17 protein-coding genes and 1 tRNA gene are annotated in these 23521 nt (G+C 58.6%); 6 read left to right on the top strand and 12 right to left on the bottom strand.

All coding sequences use genetic code 11. The features are described 5' to 3' along the window. Positions 1-16 precede the first annotated feature (16 nt). The 7 genes from J2Y90_RS25150 to J2Y90_RS25180 form a co-directional block, all read right to left on the bottom strand. The gene (locus J2Y90_RS25150; protein WP_253504522.1) at positions 17-4882 is read right to left on the bottom strand and encodes a beta strand repeat-containing protein; all 4866 of its coding nucleotides are present in this window, start codon (positions 4880-4882) and stop codon (positions 17-19) included. A gap of 290 nt (positions 4883-5172) precedes the next feature. Further along, positions 5173-6519, bottom strand: coding sequence for a flagellar hook protein FlgE (gene flgE / locus J2Y90_RS25155; protein ID WP_076563858.1), 1347 nt, complete (start codon positions 6517-6519; stop codon positions 5173-5175). 31 nt (positions 6520-6550) lie between these two features. Further along, complete coding sequence (gene flgD, locus J2Y90_RS25160; protein ID WP_042607185.1) at positions 6551-7279, bottom strand: flagellar hook assembly protein FlgD; 729 nt, start codon at positions 7277-7279, stop codon at positions 6551-6553. A 15-nt stretch (positions 7280-7294) separates the two neighbouring features. Then, entirely contained in the window at positions 7295-7738 is a 444-nt protein-coding gene (gene flgC, locus J2Y90_RS25165) for a flagellar basal body rod protein FlgC (protein ID WP_042607186.1), read from the bottom strand. A 3-nt stretch (positions 7739-7741) separates the two neighbouring features. Further along, positions 7742-8152 (bottom strand): flagellar basal body rod protein FlgB, encoded by a 411-nt coding sequence (flgB, locus tag J2Y90_RS25170; RefSeq protein ID WP_016773613.1) that lies wholly within the window; start codon positions 8150-8152, stop codon positions 7742-7744. Between the two features lie 341 nt (positions 8153-8493). Continuing rightward, positions 8494-9321: a protein-glutamate O-methyltransferase CheR gene (gene cheR / locus J2Y90_RS25175; protein ID WP_016773612.1), complete on the bottom strand. Its 828-nt coding sequence runs from the start codon at positions 9319-9321 to the stop codon at positions 8494-8496. A gap of 46 nt (positions 9322-9367) precedes the next feature. Next, complete coding sequence (locus tag J2Y90_RS25180) at positions 9368-10300, bottom strand: chemotaxis protein CheV (RefSeq protein ID WP_016773611.1); 933 nt, start codon at positions 10298-10300, stop codon at positions 9368-9370. Positions 10301-10382: 82 nt separating this feature from the next. Between J2Y90_RS25180 and flgA the strand changes: the two genes are divergently transcribed. From flgA to J2Y90_RS25200, 4 genes are all read left to right on the top strand, one after another. Continuing rightward, on the top strand, positions 10383-11144 hold the full coding sequence (gene flgA / locus J2Y90_RS25185) for a flagellar basal body P-ring formation chaperone FlgA (RefSeq protein WP_080902460.1): 762 nt from the start codon (positions 10383-10385) through the stop codon (positions 11142-11144). Between the two features lie 161 nt (positions 11145-11305). After that, complete coding sequence (gene flgM / locus J2Y90_RS25190) at positions 11306-11632, top strand: flagellar biosynthesis anti-sigma factor FlgM (RefSeq protein WP_253504525.1); 327 nt, start codon at positions 11306-11308, stop codon at positions 11630-11632. 48 nt (positions 11633-11680) lie between these two features. Next, entirely contained in the window at positions 11681-12148 is a 468-nt protein-coding gene (locus tag J2Y90_RS25195; RefSeq protein ID WP_253504527.1) for a flagella synthesis protein FlgN, read from the top strand. A gap of 92 nt (positions 12149-12240) precedes the next feature. After that, on the top strand, positions 12241-12987 hold the full coding sequence (locus J2Y90_RS25200) for a flagellar brake protein (protein WP_253504530.1): 747 nt from the start codon (positions 12241-12243) through the stop codon (positions 12985-12987). A 73-nt stretch (positions 12988-13060) separates the two neighbouring features. On the opposite strand, the gene J2Y90_RS25205 is transcribed toward J2Y90_RS25200, so the two are convergent. From J2Y90_RS25205 to J2Y90_RS25220, 4 genes are all read right to left on the bottom strand, one after another. Then, complete coding sequence (locus J2Y90_RS25205; RefSeq protein WP_253504533.1) at positions 13061-14443, bottom strand: MFS transporter; 1383 nt, start codon at positions 14441-14443, stop codon at positions 13061-13063. A 69-nt stretch (positions 14444-14512) separates the two neighbouring features. Further along, the gene (locus tag J2Y90_RS25210) at positions 14513-15754 is read right to left on the bottom strand and encodes a glutamine synthetase family protein (protein WP_253505345.1); all 1242 of its coding nucleotides are present in this window, start codon (positions 15752-15754) and stop codon (positions 14513-14515) included. A 252-nt stretch (positions 15755-16006) separates the two neighbouring features. Next, positions 16007-16699, bottom strand: a complete 693-nt coding sequence (locus J2Y90_RS25215) for a sensor histidine kinase (protein ID WP_039757863.1) — start codon at positions 16697-16699, stop codon at positions 16007-16009. Continuing rightward, positions 16696-18300: a tetratricopeptide repeat-containing response regulator gene (locus tag J2Y90_RS25220; protein WP_016773603.1), complete on the bottom strand. Its 1605-nt coding sequence runs from the start codon at positions 18298-18300 to the stop codon at positions 16696-16698. The genes J2Y90_RS25215 and J2Y90_RS25220 overlap by 4 nt, the downstream gene beginning before the upstream one ends. A gap of 394 nt (positions 18301-18694) precedes the next feature. Between J2Y90_RS25220 and J2Y90_RS25225 the strand changes: the two genes are divergently transcribed. Further along, entirely contained in the window at positions 18695-22831 is a 4137-nt protein-coding gene (locus tag J2Y90_RS25225; protein WP_253504537.1) for a CheR family methyltransferase, read from the top strand. A 75-nt stretch (positions 22832-22906) separates the two neighbouring features. Here J2Y90_RS25225 and J2Y90_RS25230 read toward each other — a convergent pair. Continuing rightward, positions 22907-22983: transfer RNA gene (locus J2Y90_RS25230), tRNA-Arg, on the bottom strand. Positions 22984-23281: 298 nt separating this feature from the next. Here J2Y90_RS25230 and J2Y90_RS25235 point away from each other — a divergent pair. Continuing rightward, positions 23282-23515 (top strand): hypothetical protein, encoded by a 234-nt coding sequence (locus J2Y90_RS25235; RefSeq protein ID WP_253504540.1) that lies wholly within the window; start codon positions 23282-23284, stop codon positions 23513-23515. Positions 23516-23521 lie beyond the last annotated feature (6 nt).

A 23521-nucleotide genomic window follows, 5' to 3' on the forward strand; every position in this document is an offset into this window, starting at 1 on the left:
AACATTGCAACCTTCGTCAGCCCATCACGGACTCGGTCATTGCCTGCCCCACTACCGGAATAGTGAAGGAATCGCCGTTGTTGGTGTAGAAGGTTTCAATGGTGTTGGCTCCCTTGTACCAGTCTTTCAGGAACACGCCAGAGTCCAGATTGCCGCTTTGCAGGTCGGCGGCGTTGAAGATGTAGGCGCCCTGATCGTTTTGCATGATCCGGACATCGCTGACACTCTGGATGTTTCTGAGAGTGACCAGATCGATCCCTGTGGTGCCGTCATCGAAAATCGCGACCATGGTTTTGGAAGATACAAAATACGCATCGCTGCCCTCTCCACCATAACCGTCACCGGAAGCGCTCAGATACAGCTTGTCGGCACCGGCACCACCGCGCAGCTCATAGCCATGACCCAAGCCCATTAACGTGTCATTGCCATCGCCCCCGTCGGCGATACCCGAAATGACCGTAATGTTGTCATTGCCGGCTTCGCCATAGAAAACTGAACCGACATCACGCACATACCCAATGATGTAATCATCGCCGTTACCACCATAGATGGTATCAGCCTGATTATCCGTCGAGAAAGGTACAGTCAGGGCGCCAGTATCCGTGAAGCTATGACCATAGAGAGTGTCATTGCCATCACCGCCATACAGGACGTCGTTACCGTCACCGCCCTCTAACATGTTGGCGTAGGCATTACCGGTCAAGGTGTCACTGAAGGCTGAGCCCACAAGGTTATCGATATTTATGAGTGCGTCCCCTTGGGCATCACCGCCAGTGCCAAAACCTGTCAGCAGATTGACCTGTACCGCATCGGAGCTATTGACGTACCAGGCAGAGTCTCCACGCCCAACACCAATCAAACTATCCGCACCAGCGCCGCCAATAAAGGTCTCTCTCACGGCGGCGGAGCCAGTGAAGGTATCGGCATAGGCGGAACCTTGGAATGCCTCGATCGACGCATAGATATCCCCCGCCGCAATACCGGTAAGCACCGCAGCACTCAGATCCAGCGTAACGCCCGAATCCTCACCCGCAAAGCTGAGAATGTCGTTGCCATTGCCACCATCAAAACGATCCACGCCGGCACTACCGACAAAGATATCGCCGTAATTGGAGCCCCGGATCTGTTCAATACTGTTGTAGGAATCGCCGGCAGCGATACCCGTGCTGACTCCGGTTTTGGAGTTGATTGTCACGCCCGTGAGGCTGTCAACGTAGCTGACCGTGTCAAAACCATCGCCACCGAAGAATTGGTCAGCACCTGCTCCGCCCGACAGCGTATCGGCACCGGCCCCGCCCGTGATGATGTTGTCTGAGGCATTGCCGTAACCGACGAAGTTACCGGTGCCGACGTAAGTAAGACGTTCAACGTTGGCTGCCAAGGTGTGACTCAGCAAAACAGTACGCACTTCATCATCACCGCCGCCGACCGCTTCAACCACGTTCACCGAAGTGCCGTTGACGTAGTAGATGTCATCGCCAGCGCCGCCGTTCAGGACGTTGCCCGTGGTTTGCCCGGTCAGGACGTCATTGAAAGACGAGCCGATGACGGTTTCGAAGTTCCACAGCTTGTCACCCTGGGCATCGCCACCCACGCCTGCAACACCGCCGACCAGACTTACTGTCACACCGCTGGAAGACCCAGAATAGTCAATGGTGTCAGTACCGCCCGAACCATCAAACTGATCGGCAGTTGCACCACTGATAAAGGTGTCGTTGCTGCCGGAGCCCGCCAGCATCTCGATGCCGACGTAGGTATCACCGGCAGCAATCCCGGAGTTCACTCCGGTTTTGGTGTTGATCGTTACACCCGCAGGGCTGTCGGTATAACTCACGGTATCAGTGCCTGCACCGCCGATGAACTGGTCAGCACCTGCGCCGCCCATCAGAATGTCGTTACCGATCCCGCCGGTAATGACGTTGTCCGACGCGTTGCCGTAACCGACAAAGTTGCCGGTACCGACGTAGGTCAGGCGTTCGACGTTGGTTGCCAGGGTGTGATTGAGCAGGATAGTCCGTACTTCGTCATCACCGCCGCCCACCGCTTCAACGACGTTTACCGAAGTGCCGTTGACGTAGTAGATGTCATCGCCGGCGCCGCCGTTCAGGACATTGCCCGTGGTTTGCCCGGTCAGGACGTCATTGAAAGACGAGCCGATGACGGTTTCGAAGTTCCACAGCTTGTCACCCTGGGCATCGCCACCCACGCCTGCAACACCGCCGACCAGACTTACTGTCACACCGCTGGAAGACCCAGAATAGTCAATGGTGTCAGTACCGCCCGAACCATCAAACTGATCGGCAGTTGCACCACTGATAAAGGTGTCGTTGCTGCCGGAGCCCGCCAGCATCTCGATGCCGACGTAGGTATCACCGGCAGCAATCCCGGAGTTCACTCCGGTTTTGGTGTTGATCGTTACACCCGCAGGGCTGTCGGTATAACTCACGGTATCAGTGCCTGCACCGCCGATGAACTGGTCAGCACCTGCGCCGCCCATCAGAATGTCGTTACCGATCCCGCCGGTAATGACGTTGTCCGACGCGTTGCCGTAACCGACAAAGTTGCCGGTACCGACGTAGGTCAGGCGTTCGACGTTGGTTGCCAGGGTGTGATTGAGCAGGATAGTCCGTACTTCGTCATCACCGCCGCCCACCGCTTCAACGACGTTTACCGAAGTGCCGTTGACGTAGTAGATGTCATCGCCGGCGCCGCCGTTCAGGACGTTGCCCGTGGTTTGCCCGGTCAACACGTCATTGAAAGACGAGCCGATGACGGTTTCGAAGTTCCACAGCTTGTCACCCTGGGCATCACCACCGACACCCAGAACACCTCCGACCAGACTTACTGTCACACCGCTGGAAGACCCAGAATAGTCAATGGTGTCAGTACCGCCCGAACCATCAAACTGATCGGCAGTTGCACCACTGATAAAGGTGTCGTTGCTGCCGGAGCCCGCCAGCATCTCGATGCCGACGTAGGTATCACCGGCAGCAATCCCGGAGTTCACTCCGGTTTTGGTGTTGATCGTTACACCCGCAGGGCTGTCGGTATAACTCACGGTATCAGTGCCTGCACCGCCGATGAACTGGTCAGCACCTGCGCCGCCCATCAGAATGTCGTTACCGATCCCGCCGGTAATGACGTTGTCCGACGCGTTGCCGTAACCGACAAAGTTGCCGGTACCGACGTAGGTCAGGCGTTCGACGTTGGTTGCCAGGGTGTGATTGAGCAGGATAGTCCGTACTTCGTCATCACCGCCGCCCACCGCTTCAACGACGTTTACCGAAGTGCCGTTGACGTAGTAGATGTCATCGCCGGCGCCGCCGTTCAGGACATTGCCCGTGGTTTGCCCGGTCAGGACGTCATTGAAAGACGAGCCGATGACGGTTTCGAAGTTCCACAGCTTGTCACCCTGGGCATCGCCACCCACGCCTGCAACACCGCCGACCAGACTTACTGTCACACCGCTGGAAGACCCAGAATAGTCAATGGTGTCAGTACCGCCCGAACCATCAAACTGATCGGCAGTTGCACCACTGATAAAGGTGTCGTTGCTGCCGGAGCCCGCCAGCATCTCGATGCCGACGTAGGTATCACCGGCAGCAATCCCGGAGTTCACTCCGGTTTTGGTGTTGATCGTTACACCCGCAGGGCTGTCGGTATAACTCACGGTATCAGTGCCTGCACCGCCGATGAACTGGTCAGCACCTGCGCCGCCCATCAGAATGTCGTTACCGATCCCGCCGGTAATGACGTTGTCCGACGCGTTGCCGTAACCGACAAAGTTGCCGGTACCGACGTAGGTCAGGCGTTCGACGTTGGTTGCCAGGGTGTGATTGAGCAGGATAGTCCGTACTTCGTCATCACCGCCGCCCACCGCTTCAACGACGTTTACCGAAGTGCCGTTGACGTAGTAGATGTCATCGCCGGCGCCGCCGTTCAGGACGTTGCCCGTGGTTTGCCCGGTCAACACGTCATTGAAAGACGAGCCGATGACGGTTTCGAAGTTCCACAGCTTGTCACCCTGGGCATCACCACCGACACCCAGAACACCTCCGACCAGACTTACTGTCACACCGCTGGAAGACCCAGAATAGTCAATGGTGTCAGTACCGCCCGAACCATCAAACTGATCGGCAGTTGCACCACTGATAAAGGTGTCGTTGCTGCCGGAGCCCGCCAGCATCTCGATGCCGACGTAGGTATCACCGGCAGCAATCCCGGAGTTCACTCCGGTTTTGGTGTTGATCGTTACACCCGCAGGGCTGTCGGTATAACTCACGGTATCAGTGCCTGCACCGCCGATGAACTGGTCAGCACCTGCGCCGCCCATCAGAATGTCGTTACCGATCCCGCCGGTAATGACGTTGTCCGACGCGTTGCCGTAACCGACAAAGTTGCCGGTACCGACGTAGGTCAGGCGTTCGACGTTGGTTGCCAGGGTGTGATTGAGCAGGATAGTCCGTACTTCGTCATCACCGCCGCCCACCGCTTCAACGACGTTTACCGAAGTGCCGTTGACGTAGTAGATGTCGTTACCAGCGCCACCGCTTAAAGTGTTGCCGGATGCTTGGGCGGTGAGAATGTCATTAAATGCAGAACCAATCACGGCTTCTATAGACGTCAAGGTATCGCCCTGAGCATCTCCGCCAACACCTGTTCCAGCGGTCAGATTGACGGTTACTCCTGCCGTCGAGCTGGCATAAGACGCGGTATCGATACCGTTCCCGCCATTCAAGACATCAGCACCTGCTCCGCCATCCAGCAAGTCATTCCCATCGCCGCCACTCAGCGAGTCATTTCCTGCAACCCCATACAACTCATCCGCACTTGACGTGCCTACCAGTGTGTCCGTACCCGACGTTCCGTTTATAACTGCCATTGTCTCTTCCTTGCCTTTTTGATGAATCGATAGTCAGCGCAATACTTCAGAATCGCCTCGATAAGGCCGAGTACTTTTGAGCGTGGTCATTGATGAGACGCTTAACCGCCTTGCAACCAGAGGTCTCCATGACCTGCGAAAGTTTGACGCGCCCCTTCTTCTGCTGGGGGCAACTGCAATTACTGCACCACAGCTGCCGACGAACGGTAGGTATTTGAGAAAAGCCTGACAGCGCGCAAAAAAAACCGACGCCCTAGGACGTCGGTTTTCAGTGCAGCAATCAGATCACATCAAGTCATCTGAATGATGGTCTGCATGATGGTGCTCTGAGTGGAGATGGTCTTGGCGTTCGCCTGATAGTTGCTCTGGCCCTTGATCAGATCAACCAGCTCGTTGGTCAGGTTAACGTTCGACTCTTCCAGCGAGTTGGACACCACCTCACCCAACGTACCGGTCTTCGGCGCGTCGTAGCCCGGAATACCCGAAGCGAAAGTCTCTTTCCAGCTAGTACCACCGACAGCCTGCAAGCCCTGCTCGTTGGTGAAACTGGCCAGTGCAACCTGACCAATCGCCTTGCTCTGGTTGTTGCTGAAGTTGGCGAACAGCGTACCGGTACCGTCGATGGTCAGGTTGGTGATCTGTCCAGTGGCGTAGCCATCCTGAGTCGGGATCGTGCGCGAAGTATCAGCGTTGTACTGGGTGGTCTTGGCCATCGAAATGGTCACGCCAGCCGGATTTGCTGCCGCGCCGTTAGGCGTAAAAACACCGTTGGTCACGGTGCCTGGTTTCCAGTTACTCAACGTCAAGTCGCTGCTGATGAGCGGGTTTGGCGCCGGCGGCGGCAAAGTACTCGGTGTACTCACCTGAAGCAATTTGCCGGAACTGTCGAACGTCAATGTCGAAGCAACCGGAGGCGTGGCGGCGTTGGTTGGATCGCTACCGGTGGCATCCGGGTTGCGTCCATCAACCAGGGTGTAAACCTTCCAGGTATTCTCGCCAGTCTTGACCACGTACTGATCCATGACGTGGGAGTTACCCTGAGTGTCATAGATCGGCGTGCTGAACGACTTGGTGTAAGTCTCAGGCTTCGACGGGTCGAACTTCACGGCAGTAGCGCCGGTATCAACAATCACGGGTGCCGAAGAGTTCAGGTTGATGCTCGAAGTCACCGCCGAAGTCGACTTCGGCGCCAGGTTCGAAGTATCGATCTTGAGGTCAGTCAACACGCCATTGATGATCTTGCCGTTGGCATCCACACCGTAACCCTGCAGACGCGAGGTGTAGTCGGTGTTGGTGATGTAACCGGCGTTATCGACCTTGAACGTACCGGCACGGGTGTACGAAATCGAACCGTTGTTGCTCATGGTGAAAAAACCGGAACCGTTGATGCCCATGTCCAGCACGTTGCCAGTGTTGTTGATGTCACCCTGGGTGAACTGCTGGGAAACGTTGGCCAGGCGCACGCCGTTGCCGATCACTTTGCTGCCGCTGCCCAGACGAGTGGACGAATAGACGTCTTCGAATTCTGCGCGCGAGGATTTGAAACCAGCGGTGGCGACGTTGGCGATGTTGTTGCCGGTTACGTCGAGTTGTTTGTTGGCGGCATAGAGACCGCTAAGGCCGATGTTAAAAGACATGTTCCACTCCTTCGTGCCGGGTTAGTCGGCTCTATATACCAATGGTTTGTACTTTGGACAGGGCAACGGTGCCCTTGCCGGCCAGGTTGAGCATCAGCTCGCCACCGGTCTGGCTGATCGTCACGCTGTTGACGGTCGCTGGCAGGTAGGTCGCCAGGTCGGTCGCGGTGCCGTTGATCGGTGCGTTGGCCTTGAACGTATAAGTGCCGACCGGAACCACGGTGCCGGCAGTGTCCTTGCCGTCCCAAGTGAAGCTGGCATCGCCCGCGGCGCGGCTGCCGAGGTCGATGGTGCGCACGGCTTTGCCGTCCTTGTCGGTGATGGTCACGGTGCCGCCGGCAATCGACGAAGGCACGGTGACCGAACCGGTCAGGCCTTTGCTCGGATCATCGAGCTGGGCGGTGTTGGTCTGCACGATCACGTTGCGACCGACCAGCGACGACGCCTGCAGCGCCTGCGACGAGTTGTAGTTGCCGGCAAGACCACTGACGGTGGAGTTCAGCGTGGTGATGCCTTCAAGGCTACTGAACTGCGCCAGTTGCGCCACGAAAGCGCTGTTGTCCTGCGGGTCGAGCGGGTTCTGGTTTTTCAGCTGGGTGACCAGCAATTGCAGGAACGCATCCTTGCCCAGCGCCTGGCCGCCGGTGGCACTGTTGGTCGCCGAAGCGATGCCGCCCGGCGTCGTGCTGCTGGCCGTCTTCGACGAGTTGGCCAGGATGTCTTTCATGCTCAGGGTGCTGGTGGTGTCCGTAACGCTCATGGCATTCGTCCCTTATTACTGACCGAGGGTCAGTACCTTCTGCATCATGGTTTTGGCGGTGTTCATCATTTCGGCGTTGGTCTGGAACGACCGGCTCGCGGAAATCATGTCAGCCATTTCTTCCACCACATTGACGTTCGGGTAGTAGACGTAGCCCTTGGCGTCGGCGGCCGGATGGTTCGGCTCGTAGCGCGCTTCGAGGTTGCTCTGGTCTTCGACCACGCCAAGCACCTGCACGCCCTGCCCGGCCGCGTCCTGGTTCTGGAACAGCGAATCGCTGCCGCCGGCCTGGCCGCCCTGGAACATGGTGGCGAACACCGGGTGACGGGCACGGTAGGTCTGGTCGATGCTCGACGAAACGGTTTCGGCGTTGGCGATGTTCGAGGCCACGGTGTTCAGACGTGTGGTCTGCGCGCTCATGCCGCTGCCGGCAATGTTGAAAACGCTGGACAGGGACATGGATTATTCTCCGCGCAGGGCTGACACCAGCCCTTTGAATTTGCTGTTGAGCAAGGTGAAGCTGGCCTGGAAGCCGACCGCGTTTTCCGCGTAGTTCGACTGTTCCAGTTGAGCGTCGACGGTGTTCTGGTCGATCGAAGGCTGCATCGGCGTGCGATACATCAGCGACTCGTCGCCGTTGCCCAACCCTTCAGCCTCGATGTGGCGGCTGTTGGTCATGTTCAGGGCAAAGTGGCCGCCGGTCTTGGTCTTCTCGGTCTGTGCTTCGAGCACTTTGGAGAAATCCAGATCCCGCGCCTTGTAGTTCGGGGTGTCGGCGTTGGCGATGTTGTTGGCCAGCACTTCGGCACGCTGAGCGCGGAAGCCCAATGCCTTTTCGTGAATGCCCAGCGCTTTGTCGAAGCTGATGCTCATGTCGGGAACCTTCAGGTGACCGGTTTTTCGTATCTGAGCTTTAGCAAGCGCCGTGCCAAATGAACAAAGCCCCGTATTCCGGGGCTTTGCGCCGAACAGGCAAAGCGGCAATGCCAGAAAAGCGGCAACCGGTTACCGCTGGATGCCGCTTTTCTGCCGCTGCCGCCTGCCAACACCGAACCTGTAGGAGCTGCCGAAGGCTGCGATCTTGTGATCTTGATCTTTAAAAGCAACATCAAAAGATCGCAGCCTTCGGCAGCTCCTACATGGGGATGCGGTGTCAGGCACAAAAAAACGGGAGACCTTGAGGGCCTCCCGTTTTTTGTACTGCCGCAAACCGGTTACTTCGCCTTGTAGATAATCCCCGGGCTGCACTGAACCATCTGGTAATGATCCGGCAAACCGTTCAGCGCCTCGGACGCGCCAAGGAACAGATACCCGCCCGGCTTCAACGTGCTGTGAATGCGCAACAGGATGTCCTTCTTCACTTCGGCAGAGAAGTAGATCAGCACGTTGCGGCAGAACACGATGTCGAACTTGCCCAGCGCTGCGTAGCTGTCGAGCAGGTTGAACGAGCGGAATTCCACCCGGCTCTTGATCGGCGCCTTGACCACCCAGCGCCCCGGCCCTTTCGGGTCGAAGTAGCGCTGCAGGCGTTCCGGCGACAGACCGCGACCGATCGCCAGGCTGTCGTACTCGCCGGTCTTGCAGTTGTTGAGCATCAGCCCCGACAGATCGGTGGCAACGATCTGCACGCCCATCTTCAACTGGCCAAGGTTGCTGCGCTCGAACTCGTCGATCGACATCGACAGCGAGTACGGTTCCTGACCCGACGAGCAGGCCGCCGACCAGATCCGCAGACGCTGGTTGGGGCTGGCCTTGATCGCTTCCGGCAGCACCTTGTTCTTCAAGACTTCAAACGGATAGGTGTCACGAAACCACAGGGTTTCGTTGGTCGTCATGGCATCGACCACCTGCTCGCGCAAACCGCTGCGCGGCTGGGTCTGGATGCGCTGAACCAGCTCACCCAAAGACTTGATGCCCTGCTGCTCCATCAGTTTGTTGAGACGGCTCGAGACCAGATACTGCTTGTTTTCACCGAGCAGAATGCCACAGGCTTTTTCCAGGAAGACCCGGAACTGTTCGAAATCCAAATTACCCGTAGACAATGATGCCGCCTCTTAAATCGTGTTGACCGCCAGGGGCAGAAGGCCCCTAGCTGATATCTGCTGCTTTGATCCGGTCGACTACCCGGGATGCGAGGTCATCAGGACGGAATTTGGCCAGAAAGTCATCAGCACCGACCTTCTTCACCATCGCCTGATTGAATACCCCCGACAACGAAGTATGCAGGATGATATGGAGCTTTTGCATGCGCGCGTCGCCGCGGATTTCCGCCGTCAGGGTGTACCCGTCCATCTCCGGCATCTCGATGTCGGAAATCATCATCAGGAACTCTTCTTCCGGCTTCTTGCCCTCGTCGACCAGCTTGCGCAGGTAATCCAGCGCCTGCTTGCCATCGTTCAGCGCCACCACCTCGACACCGATGGTCTGCAGACAACGCGTGACCTGCTTGCGCGCCACCGACGAGTCATCGACCGTCAGCACCCGCAGCGACAGCGCCTTGGTCTGCGTCTCGACATCGACCACGCCCACCGAAATCGCTTCCGGCGTTGGCGCCACCTCGGCCAGCACCTTCTCGACGTCGATGATTTCGACCAACTGGTTGTCGACCCGCGTCACAGCGGTCAGGTAGTGATCGCGACCGGTGCCCTTGGGCGGCGGATGGATCTCTTCCCAGTTCATGTTGACGATGCGCTCCACCGAACGGACCAGGAAACCCTGGGTCTTGGTGTTGTACTCCGTGATGATCACGAACGGACTGTTCTTGTCTTTCAACGCACCGGAGCCCGTTGCCATTGCCAGATCCAGGATCGGAATGGTCGCTCCCCGTATATTCGCTACCCCGCACACGACAGGACTGGACTTGGGCATCAAGGTCAGTGACGGGCATTGCAACACTTCCCGTACCTTGAACACGTTGATCCCGTAGAGCTGCGGCCCGTCGAGACGGAACAACAGCAGCTCGAGGCGATTCTGCCCTACCAGTTGCGTGCGCTGGTTCACCGAATCCATTACACCAGCCATGCCCAGACTCCTACATCAACGCCAAGTGTTGTTGCGACGCACATTCATTGCTAAACGGCACGGCGCTTGCTTTTTAACTCGTATGAACGCTCAAACGACATTTTCCCGACGCCTGACATCTTCCCTTCGCAAAGGGCTTTGCGCGGTGTCCGCCGTTTGCTGCTTGCTTGCCGGCAGTCCTGCCAATGCAGATGCGGTTACCTTGCCTGATATGCTTATCGGCGTGACTCAGGGCTTTCTTGAATTCACCGTAGAAGACTATTTGGCTTCCAGTCAAACCGAAGGCCGCTACGAAATCGAAGTCAATCAGCTCGACCCGCGCATGCGCATGCCCATGTGCGACAAGGAATTGACAGCCACTCTGGAGAGCCCGGCGCGCCCTCTGGGCCGCGTTACGGTGAAGGTCCGGTGCGAAGGCAGCTCGCCCTGGACGGTGTTCGTACCCGCTCAAGTCCGCCTGTTTCGCGAGATCGTCACGACCACTCGTCCGCTGAAACGCGCCGGCATCATCGAGCCGCAGGACGTGACGTTGCGCGAGCGCGACGTGAGTACGATCAATCAGGGTTTCCTGACCTCCGTCGATGAAGCGATCGGACAGAAATTGACCCGACCAACGGTCGCCGATCAGGTCATCACGCTGGTGCATCTGGAACAGGCCGAAGTGGTGCGCAAGGGTGACCAGGTAGTAATCACTGCGCGCAGCGGCACTCTTGCCGTACGCATGCCGGGGGAAGCGCTCTCCAATGGCGGCATGAAAGAACAGATTCGCGTAAAAAACCTTAATTCTCAAAGAGTTATCAAGGCGCAGGTGATTGCGCCGGGACAGGTCGAAGTGGCCATGTAAAAGCCTGTGGAGAAAACTGGCGCCGATCCCGTCGCTTCCCTAAACTGTGCCGCAGCAGGTCTCGCAACGGCGCATGCAAGCTTATGGTTGATTGGGCCTAAAGTTTTTCAGGGGATAGCCGAAAACATGGCAAGCGTCCAAATTCCCAGAGGTTTTTTATCATGGTTATCGATTTCAACCGATTGAACAGTTCCTCGTCACTTACCGGCAATACACGTACCAGCAACGCCAAGGAAAGCGCTGAAAACAGCCCCTCCGCGCCGCTGAATACCCAGGCCGAACCGGCCAGTGCCGCCAAGAGCGGGGAATCGGTACACCTCAGCAATGAGGCTCAACAGTTGCAGAAGGTCACTGACAAGCTGCGCGATCAACCTGCTGTCGACAAAGCCCGCGTGGCCGAGTTGAAAGCCGCGATTGCCGATGGCAGCTATAAAGTCGACAGCAACCGTATAGCCAGCAAACTGCTCAACTTCGAAGCCCAGCGCTAGGCTTTTGCCGGCGCCAGGCTTTTGGACGCTTAAACCCCAAGGCCAGCCATGCACGACACTAACTTATTGCAACTGATCAACGACGACTTTGCTCCAGCGCAACAATTGCTGGAGTTATTGCAAACCGAATCCCTCGCTTTGCACGGTCGCGACATGCCGCTGCTGGAAGAAATTCTGGCGACCAAGCAGGCGTTGATCATTTTGCTTGAACAGCATGGCCGCAAGCGCAGCGAAATCCTCGCCAGCCTCAACCTGCCGACCGATCGCACAGGCCTTGAGCAACTGGCCAGCCAGTCGAGCATTGGCGACCAGTTGCTGACCCAGGGCGATGCCCTGACTGCACTGATCGCGCAGTGCCAGGACGCCAATATCAAGAACGGCCGGTCAATCCAGATCCAGCAGGCGACCACGGCCAACCAACTGAAGATCCTCACCGGCGGCGAGCCGCCAGCGCTTTACGACGCCAGCGGGACCTTTGCCAAACCGGTCAAGCCGCGGACGCTCAGCCAGGCATGAGCCATTCGGTGGCGCTGCACTATCCACCTGCGCAACATACTGGCAAAATACTGGCCAGTCGTAGTCTTATTTTGTCTGGAGATTGAAGAACCGTGTCCAACACCCTTAGCGCGGATGACGCTCCGCAGCCTCCGAAGGTGCTCACCACGCCACTGGAAATCTCCAGCAACCTGCGCCAGCTGCAAGACAGCCACGATCCGCTGATCATCACCTTCCATGAGCGCAGCCAGCGTTTTCAGAGCTACCTGATCAAGGTCGACCGCGAAACCGCGACGATCGCGCTGGACGAAATGATCCCGCGCGATGGCGAGCGTTTCCTGCAGGCTGGCGAACCATTCAAGGTCGAAGGCTTTCATGACGGCGTGCGCATCGCTTGGGAATGCAACGGCACGCTGAACATCGAAGAATCCGACGGCGATCGTTTCTACACCGGCGACCTGCCCAGCGAAGTGGTTTACCACCAGCGCCGCAACGCCTTCCGCGCCGCACTGAAACTCACCGACCTGGTCAGCGTCGAACTGGGCGGCGAAAAGCTCAAGACCCCTCTGCACGGCAAGCTGCTGGATATTTCCGCGACCGGCTGCAAGTTCCGTTTCGAAGGCGACATCACTGACCGTCTGCAACTGGGCCAGGTCTACGATCGCCTGGTCGCCCCGCCGCTGTTCGGCAACCAGCCAACATCGGTCGAGCTGCGCTACCTGCACTTCGAAGAAAAACTCAATATCACCTTTGCCGGTCTGCGCTTCCACAACATCAGTGGCCAGGCTGCGCGCAACGTCGAGCGTTTCGTATACCAGCTGCAGCGTGAAGCGCGACGTTTCGACAAAGACGATTTCTGAGTCGCAGCGACCAACAAAAAGGGCAGACCTGTGCGGGACTGCCCTTTTTTATGCGCAGCTGTTCATGTTCGGTTCAGGGCCTGCCGCCACTGATATCAGGCGCAGGTTTGTCCTCATCGCCACTGGTCAGTTCGGTTTCAACGACTGCTTCCGGCTGCGCTTCGGGCTCCGGTTCAGGATTGACCGGCGCCGGATCCTGCACCATCTGCTCCTGCACCACCTGCTCATCGACACGCGGGTCAAGCGCCGCCACCAGTGGCGAGCTCGACATGCTGTCCGGCATTGCCACGTGATGCAGCGGCGCATCGTCGACCTGATGCAGGTTGGTCACTGCTTTCGGACGAATCCGCCAGACCAGCACCAGCGCGAAGAAGCTGAAGAACGCATACAGGCTCTGACTGCCGAGAAACTTCATCAGCACACCAGCAAGCAGCGGCCCAATGCTCGCACCAACACCATAAGTCACCAGCAACATGGCAGTCAGTGACACGCGGCGATCGCCTTCGACGTGGTCATTGGAGAACGCCACCGCCAGCGGATACAGGCAGAACTGCACCAGCGAACAGAAGAAGCCGACCACGAACAGCACTTCCAGCGGCACCTGCGGCATGATCGCCAATGGCAACGCCGCCACCGCGAGAAACCCGGCAAAGCAACGAATCAGCAATGCGCGGTCATAACGGTCGGACAGCCAGCCCAACGGCCACTGCACCAGCAACCCGGCAAAGATGCAGCTACCCATGAACAGACCGACCTGCTCGGTAGACAGCCCCTGCTGCGCGGCATACAGCGGCGCCAGACCATAAAACGAACCGATGATCAAACCGGCGCCGAGCACCGTACTCAGCGATTGCGGCACGCGCTTGATAAAGAAGCGCGGCTCCATCGGCGCCGGATGCAGCGGCGCCGGGTGGATCCGCTGGGTCAGCGCCACCGGCACCAGACACAGGGCAAAGCAAAGCGCTACCAGCATCAGCAGTTCCAGGCCCAGGCCGGGGTGCATGACCAGAATCAACTGCCCCAACACCAGCCCCAGATACGACGCGATCATGTAACCGCTGAACACCAGCCCGCGCTGATTGGCGTCGGCCTGCTCGTTGAGCCAGCTCTCGATGACCATGTACTGACACATCATGCCCAGACCAACGATCGTCCGCAGCACCAGCCACGCCGGCAGCCAGTCCACCAGGCCATGGCCGAGCACCGCCGCGCCGACGATCCCGGCACACGCCGAGTACGCACGGATATGCCCGACCCGGGCGATCAGGCGATGGCCGATCTTGCCGCCCAGCACCAGACCGAAATAGTTGGCCGCCATCAGCGCACCGACCCACAGACCGTCGACGTTGTCGGCGGCCAGACGCAAGGCCAGATAAGTAGAGAGAAGGCCTGAGCCGATCAACATCATCAGCGAGGCGAAATACAGCGCTCGAAAGGATTTCCAGATTTGGCGCATCGGCGTTCCGAGCGGCTCCTTGCAGTAAGTACCGGGCTATCGCAACGAGAGCCCGGTGGCGGCGAAACGTCAGGCCTGGGCGGCCAGCACACGGCGCTCCCAGGGAGTGATTTCATCAAAGAAGCTGGTCAACTCCATGGTCTTCGAAGCGATGTAGCCTTCGATGAACTCCGCTCCGAACAGTTCCCTGGCCAACTGGCTACGTTTCAGACGCTCAAGCGCGGCGTGCAAGGTACACGGCAAGGCGAGGTTATCCGGCACGGCGAATTCGCCCTGAATCGCCGCGCTCGGCTCCAGCTCCTGTTCGATGCCGTGCAAACCCGCCGCCAGACTGGCGGCGATGGCCAGATACGGATTGGCGTCGGCGCCCGGCAGACGATTTTCGACCCGACGTGCGGCCGGCGAGCTGGCGGGAATACGCAAGCCGGCGGCGCGATTGTCGTGGGACCAGCAGGCATTGTTCGGCGACGCGTACGGATGACACAGGCGCTGATAGGAATTCACATTGGGCGCGAACAGCGCAGTGAAGTCGGCCAGCCCGGCCTGCTGCCCGCCGATGAAGTGGCGGAACATCGACGTCGGCTCGCCGTTCGAGTCGGTGAAGACATTCTTGCCGCTGCCGATCTCAACGACGCTCTGGTGAATATGCATCGAACTGCCCGGCGTATGCGCCAGCGGTTTGGCCATGCACACCACGCTCAGGCCATGCTTGAGCGCGACTTCCTTGAGCAGGTGCTTGAACAGAAAAGTTTGATCGGCCAGCAGCAGCGGATCGCCGTGCAGCAGATTGATCTCGAACTGGCTGACGCCCATTTCATGCATGAAGGTGTCGCGTGGCAGGCCGAGGGCCGCCATGCATTTATACACTTCGCTGAAGAATGGCCGCAGACCGTTATTGGAGCTGACGCTGAACGCCGACTGGCCATCCTCGCGACGGCCGTCGAGGCCGACCGGCGGACGGAACGGCTGCGTCGGATCGGTGTTCGGTGCGAAGACAAAGAATTCCAGCTCGGTCGCCACCACCGGCGCCAGCCCGTGCGCGGCATAACGGGCGATAACTGCTTTGAGCTGGCCTCGGGTCGAAAGGCGAGAGCTCTCCCCGCTCAGTTCGTCGGCGTCGCAAATCGCCATGGCGCGCGGCTCGTCGCTCCAGGGCAGACGATGAATCTGCGCAGGATCGGCGACCAACGCCAGATCGCCGTCGTCACTGCCGTAAAACCGCGCCGGCGGATAGCCGCCCATGATGCACTGCAGCAGCACGCCGCGCGCCAACTGCAAACGCCGCCCTTCGAGGAAACCCTCGGCGGTCATCACCTTGCCCCGTGGCACACCGTTCAGATCCGGGGTGACACATTCAATCTCATCAATGCCGGTCAATCGCTGCGCGAGTGAACCCTGGCCATCGGTTGTCATGACGCAATCCTTGTTGTTGTGCGAGCCGCGAACGGCGACCCGGACAAAATAGGCTGCGCCTGTTCGGAATATCAAGCAGCGCCCAACAAAAACCCGGATCTTGTGCAGGAGCCGTAGGAGCTGCGTAGGAGCTGACGAGTGCAAGTCATCTCAGGGCAAGTAGAGGCTGAACACCCCGCCACCCAACGGCCCGCCATTGCTGATTTCGGTGCGCCCTTCGACACCATTGCGCTGATGCAGCGCCGCGATGCGATTGGCGAAATACAGACCCAGGCCGGTGCTGCCGCTGCTGTGATTGATGCCCTGCACATAGTCGGCCTGGCGCTCGAGCATCTGCGCCGGATAGCCGTCGCCATCGTCATTGATGCTCAGCACCAGTTGCCCGGCTTCGTCGCTGACGGTAATCAGCAGCGACTCGCGGGCGTAACGGATCGCATTGTTGATGCAGTTGCCGAGCACCGAGGCGATCAGCTCGCGATCGAAGAAACCCAGCGGGCTCAACGGGTCGACTTCATAAGTGGCGATGATCCCGCGACTGGCGAACACTTCCTGGTGCGCGGCCAGTTGCGCCTCAATGAAATCGTCGAGTTCGTGATACGCCGGCTGCAGCGGCAACTGATTCACGCCAAGTTTGTACAGCCCGAGCAACTGCACGAGCATGCCGTTGAGATGAGCGAACTCGAAGTCGATCACGCCCTGCTCCGAGCCGTCGCGCAGCTCTTTCGGCAGACGCGCCAGCCATTGGCTGTGCGCCTGCATCAGCATGGCCAGGGAGTTCTTCATATCGTGGACGGTGGAGGCAATCACCGTGGAAAAATCCAGCGCCGGATCAATTGGGTTCATTCGCCAAACGCCTTGCTTTTCAGCTTCTGATAACGCGCAAACCGCGCGTCGGTGTCGGGCATCAGGCCAACCAGTTTCAGGCAGGCCCGACACTCTTCCAGTTCCGCCGACGGCACACTGGTGTCGGTGCCGTGCAGCAGCGACTGGGCCAGGTTCAGCGCAATACTGATGTTTTTCGGTTGCAGCTTGAGCGCCTTGCGGAACACCTCGCGGGCCTCGACCAGATTGCCGGTCTTGTACACGCGCACGCCCTGACGGTTGAGATCGGCCGCAGCGTTACTCGAGCTGAGGATGGTCGGATCGTCGGTGAGCTTGGCAATGTCTTTCATCACCGCCGGGTCATCGCCGTAGATTTCCGCGCAGCTCTTGAGCATCGAAGTGCCCGCCTCGGCCTGACCGAGCATCTGCAACTGCTTGGCCACCAGCAACGCCGCCTCGGGACTCATGAATTGCTCCATGCCATCGAGGCGCATCAATGCTTGTTCGGTAAGTTTGTCGGCGGTTTCGGCGTCGTTGAGCAACAGGCTGGTAGCCTTCATCAGACGCGCACGAATTTGCAGGCCGGGATCGCTCGGGTTCTCTTTAGCCACAGCGCTGAGCGTCGTGTTGATTTCCAGCCGCGTGCGCGTGTCGAGGCCGCGATCGCTGCCCTTGCTGATCAGCGCGTGCGCCAGGCCTAGGTTGCTTTCCGGGTCCTTGAAACGCGACTGCGCGCCCTGCGCTACCGCTTGGCGATAAGCGCGCGAGGCGGTTTCGAAATCTTCGTTGGCCATCGCCAGTTTGCCGAGCAAAGCCTGACGGCGCACCGCCAATGGCGACAGACGAATCGCTTCTTCGAGCACCCGCTGCGCGCCTTTACTGTCGCCTTCGGCCACCAGCACATCGGCCATGCCGTCATACAGCGCCGGCATCATCGGGAACACTTTCAAGGCCTTTTCATAGACCTCTTTAGCCTGCGAGACCTGCCCGCGCTTGAACAGCAACTTGCCCAATCCAGCGAAGGCCCACGGCAACGGCCGGTCGGCAATGATGCCGTCGTAGAGTCGCTCCAGCGCTTCGTTCTGATTCATGTCGCGCAGCGCATCGGCGCGGTAACGCAGGCACAGCGGCGAATAGCGGATGTCCTGTTTGCACAGGGCAATACAGGCATTGAGCACCTCGACCGGCTTACCGCGATCAAGGGCCTGCAGAATCGGTTTGAGCAACGTCTTGCGTTGCTCCAGACGCTCAAGACGCTGGGCCAGTCCGGACCGGTTGAACGGCTTGGTCAGGTACGCATCCGGCTCATGCTCCAGCGCACTGAGCACCATCGCCTGACTGGTTTCGGCGGTGACCATGACGAACACCGCTTCGTGGCTGATGAGCTTTTCCGACATCAGGTCTTCGAGCACCTGCTGGCCGTTCTTCTTGCCGTCGCCGAGGTGGAAGTCCTGAAGAATGAAATCGTAGGACTTCTGCGAGCACATCTTCAGCGCCTGCTCCCCAGTGTCGGCAGTATCGACATCCTTGACGCCGAGCTCACGCAACATCGAACGCACGGAACTGCGGAAATCGGAAAAATCATCGACGATCAGAAAGCTTTTTTGGTGATACGACGACATCGAAGATTTCCAGGCAATTGAAGAAAACGAACCGAGGCGATTTCAGGCGCGCAGATGATAGCCGGAGGCCATGCGCCATCAAGCGATTTCGCTGGAGTCTGAACTCACCGTTCGGGTTATCGGCCAAAAATCCCGGGGCCTGAGGGTGCTGCTCAAGATTCTTCGTTGAGATTGTCGAAGCGTCTGAGGATCGAAATTAACAACCACTGACAACCGATCATCACACCGGCAAAATAATCGGCACGGTCGTCGTTCGCCGGATGTCAAAAACACAGGCAGCACATTTGTCCTTCAAAAGTGCAGGCAGATCCGCAAATGAGGTTTATTCTGCTCAATTACCTGCGCCCCCGGACGTCCGCGATACGCTTGTACCGCCACAAAAAAGGCCGAAGTGATGACCTCGAAAACCCCTGCCTCGCCCTCTGCGCCCGAACGCAAGGACCTGACACCCAGCCACCTGAATTTCCCCGTGGTGGGCATCGGCGCCTCGGCGGGCGGCCTGCAAGCGATCAATCTGTTTTTCGAGCATATGCCGAAGGACAGTGGCATGGCGTTCGTGATCATTCTGCACCTGTCGCCCGATCACCAGAGCATCGCCGACCAGATCATTCAGGAATCGACGCGCATGCCGGTGCTGCAAGTGACGCAGCCGGTGCCGATCGAAAAGAACTGCGTGTACGTGATTTCTCCGGCGCACTCGCTGACGATGAATGACGGCTACCTGCGCGTCAGCCCCGCTGGCTCACCGCAAGCGCGCCACACTGCCATCGACCTGTTCTTCCGCGATCTGGCCGATGTGCATCGCGAGCGGGCTTTTTGCCTGGTGCTTTCAGGCACCGGTTCCGATGGTGCGGTGGGCTTGTCGCGAATCAAGGAACAGGGTGGCGTGACGCTGGTACAAGTGCCGGAAGACGCCGAGTTCGACGGCATGCCGCGCGCCGCCATCGAGACGCGCATGGTCGATCTGATACTGCCAGTGGTCGAGATGCCGCAGAAACTGATGGAGCTGTGGCGCAACTCTCAGAACATCAAATTACCCAGCGCCAATGATCCCGACCTGAAAGCCTTGAAGCCTGCAAACGAACACGAAGCGTCGATCGCCGAACAACGCCTGCATGAGATCCTGTTGTACCTGCGCAGCAGCACCGGTCACGATTTCAAACACTACAAGCGCGCCACCGTGCTGCGCCGCATCGAGCGGCGCATGCAGGTCACCAGCCAGTCTGACCTCGGCGCCTATTACGACTACCTGCAAAATACCCCGGAAGAATCCAAGGCCCTGCTCGGCGACATGCTGATCGGCGTGACCAATTTCTTCCGTGACCGCGAAGCCTTCGAAGCCCTTGAGCGCGATGTGCTGCCGCAACTGGTGCAATCGGTTGCCGACTCGTCGGAAAAAGAAGAATTGCGCGTCTGGTCTGCCGGCTGCTCGACCGGCGAAGAAGCCTACAGCCTGGCGATCCTGCTCGATGATCAGATGCAGGTACAAAGCAGCAAGGCCAACCTGCAAGTGTTCGCCACCGATATCGACGAACGCGCCATCACCACTGGCCGCGCCGGCACCTATCCGCAAGCCATCGTCACCGACGTACCGCCAACACGCCTTCGGCATTATTTCGTCAAAGACGATGACCACTACCGGATCCGCAAGGAAATCCGCGAGAAAGTGCTGTTCGCCAAGCACAGCCTGTTGTCCGATCCGCCGTTCTCGCAGATCGACCTGATCGTTTGCCGCAATCTGCTGATTTACCTGGATCGCGAGGTGCAGCGGGAAATCCTGCAGATGTTCCACTTCGCCCTGCGACCGGGCGGTTTCCTGTTTCTCGGCACCTCGGAAAGCGCCGATGCCTGCCATGAACTGTTCGCGCCAGTGGACAAGCGCAACCGCATCTTCCGCGCCAAGACCGGTACCGCGAACAGCCGCCGCACCCCGACCATGCCGCGTGGCGGTTACATGCGCACCAGCGTTTCCCGACCGCCATCGAAAGCCATCGAGCCCGTCAAGCTGTCGTTTGCCGATATCCACCGCCGCGCCATAGAACGCTTCGCCCCGCCGAGCATTATCGTCGACACCAACGCCGATATCCTTCACATGAGCGAAGCCGCCGGGCGCTTCCTGCGGCATGTCGGCGGCGAGCTGTCACGCAACCTGCTGACGCTGATCCTGCCGGAACTGCGCCTGGAAATTCGCACGACGCTGTTCCAGGTGCAGCAAAGCAACCTCACCGTGCGCTCGCGTGAAGTGCTGCTCAAGCGCGAGGAGCGTCAGTACCGCATCACGCTGATTGCGCAGCCATACAAGGACGACGACTTCGACAGCGAGTGCGTGCTGGTGACCTTCGATGAAACGGAGATCGACGCGCACGAGCAGGCGCTGACCACGGTGCTGCAGACTGAAAGCCAGGTGCTCTCGAATCTGGAACGTGAGCTGCAACGCACCAAATTGCATTTGCAGGACACCATCGAACAGTCGGAAATCTCCAGCGAAGAGCTCAAGGCTTCCAACGAGGAGATGCAGGCGATCAACGAAGAACTGCGCTCGGCCACCGAAGAGCTCGAGACCAGCAAGGAAGAGTTGCAGTCAATCAATGAAGAGCTGTTGACGGTCAACTACGAGCTGAAGACCAAAGTCGAAGAAACCGACAAGGTCAACGATTATCTGACCAATCTGATCGCTTCTACCGACATTGCTACGGTGTTCGTCGATCGCAGCATGCGCATCAAATGGTTCACGCCGCGCGCCACCGACATCTTCAGCATGTTGCCGGTAGACACCGGCCGTTCACTGCTGGATATCACCCATCGCCTGAATTACCCGGCGATGACCGAGGACGCGGCGCAAGTGTTCGAATCGCTGAACATGATCGAACGCGAGGTCAACAGTACCGATAACCGCTGGTACATCGCCCGCTTGCTGCCCTATCGCTCCAGCGAAGACCACATCGACGGCACCGTGTTGACCTTCATCGACATCAGCAAACGCCGCGAAGCCGAGGAAGAGCTGCGCCTGGGCGAAGAACGCATGCGACTGGTCGCTGAGAGTACACGTGATTACGCGATTATCATCCTCGATGAAATGGGTGCGATCACCAGTTGGAACAAAGGCGCTGAACTGATCTTTGGCCACAGCAAAAACGAGGCCGAAGGTCAGTACTACGATTTCATCTTCACAGCCGAAGACCGTGCTGCCGGCATGGCTGAAAGTGAATTGTCCACCGCCCGCCAGCACGGCCGCTCTGAGGATGAGCGCTGGCATGTGCGCAAGGATGGCAGCCGTTTCTTCTGCAGCGGCGAGGTCACCTTGCTCAGCGGCGATCGCTTGCAAGGCTATGTGAAAATCGCCCGCGACCTGACCGGGCACAAGCGCCAGCAGGATGAACAGAGCAAGGAACTGGCGCAGACGCGCAATACGGTGTCCCTGCGTGATGAGTTCTTTGCGGTCATGTCCCACGAACTCAAGCATCCGTTGAATCTGATTCAGCTCAACGCCGAACTGCTGCGGCGCCTGCCGATGATCCGTACTGCCGGCCCGGCGACCAAAGCGGTCAACACCATTTGCGATGCAGTGAACAGTCAGGCGCGGATCATCGACGACCTGCTTGATGTAGCACGGGTACGCACCGGCAAGCTCAAACTGCAATTGGCGCGTGTCGATCTGAGCGCGGTTCTGCGTGACATCCACACGGTGGTGCTCAATGAGCAGCACGCCACGCGCATCGACCTGCAATTGCCTGAAGTACCGTTGATCATTCATGCCGACCCGACCCGGGTCGAGCAGATCATCTGGAATCTGGTCAACAATGCCTTGAAGTTCACGCCACCGAGCGGGCGCATTGAATTGATCGCCAGCAAGAGCGGGAAAATGGCGCAACTGGACATCAAGGACAACGGCGTCGGCATCGCTGCGGAAAACCTCGAACACGTCTTCGATCTGTTCGGCCAGGCGGAAAAACAGCACACCAACCATCAACGTGAAGGCTTGGGCATCGGCCTGTCACTGGTGCGGCAACTGACCGAAGCCCAGCACGGCACGGTGAAGGTTGCTTCGCCGGGGCTGGGCGCCGGTTGTACCTTCACCGTTCGGCTGCCGTTGTCGACTGATGTCGAGGAAACCACAGCGACGGCAGAGGTAGAACAGGCTTTCGGCAAGCTCGACGGCTTGAGCATCCTGTTGGTCGACGACTCGCCGGAAGTGCTGGAGACCTTGAAGCTGCTGCTGGAAATGGAAGATGCCGACGTGACAGCCTTCGATCATCCGGTGGCAGCGCTGAAAGCAGCTGAGACCACGCGCTACGATCTGATCATCTCCGACCTCGGCATGCCGGTCATGACTGGCTATGAACTGATGACCGCATTGCGCAAGCTGCCGCTGGTGAGGAACGTTCCAGCCATCGCCCTGACCGGCTATGGCACCCAGAGTGATATGCAGAAGTCCCGTGAAGCCGGGTTCGATCAGCACTTGGGCAAACCAGTGGCGTACGACGACCTGATTGAAACCATCGAGGCGTTGCGCCGTTCGGAGTTGCTGTAAAGCGCGCCAGCGCGCCAACGCAAAAAGCCCCGCCGCACGAGTAAGTGCGACGGGGCTTTTTGTTTTTTGAAGAGGTGGTGTCCCAGGCGGGGTTCGAACCTGCAACCTTCCCCTTAGGAGGGGGATGCTCTATCCAATTGAGCTACTGAGACACTGATCGACGCGGCCTGTACACGGTGCGACAGACGGCGTGCATGTTAACGGCCAGCCCCTGTTTTGTCATGTCGTCCGTAGGGCTTTTTAAGTGTAGGCAAGCGCCCTGCAAGATTGCGGGAACTTTTACCGGGCAAATTGCACTACGAGAAAATGCAGTCATTGCAGATTGCAATCACCGTCGCCCTAAAAACCCCACCAAACCCTTGTTTTTAAAGGACTTGTTAGCCGTTACACTGTTGGCACGGCTGCTGCTTTGCCTGTTCTATCAAAAAGAACAATTTGGAGCGTCGTGCCATGAACAGCACCCTCTTGCTTGCAAACGCAGCGGCTTTGGCTTTCTTGCTCGGATCGCATTTTTTTCCCAAGGCTGACGTCGAGCAGCCAGTGGCGCAGCGCATGCCGCATTACCTGCAGGTGCAGAAAGCGCCGCAGTGGGCAGTTTTGAATGAACGCAGCGACGCTTCTACGCAAATGGTCAGCGAGCCCGAGCAAGCCTCGGCGCCAACCACCGAACGTCTGGTTTTTTGAAATATC

The organism is Pseudomonas koreensis (assembly GCF_024169245.1).
GTDB lineage: Bacteria > Pseudomonadota > Gammaproteobacteria > Pseudomonadales > Pseudomonadaceae > Aquipseudomonas > Aquipseudomonas koreensis_F.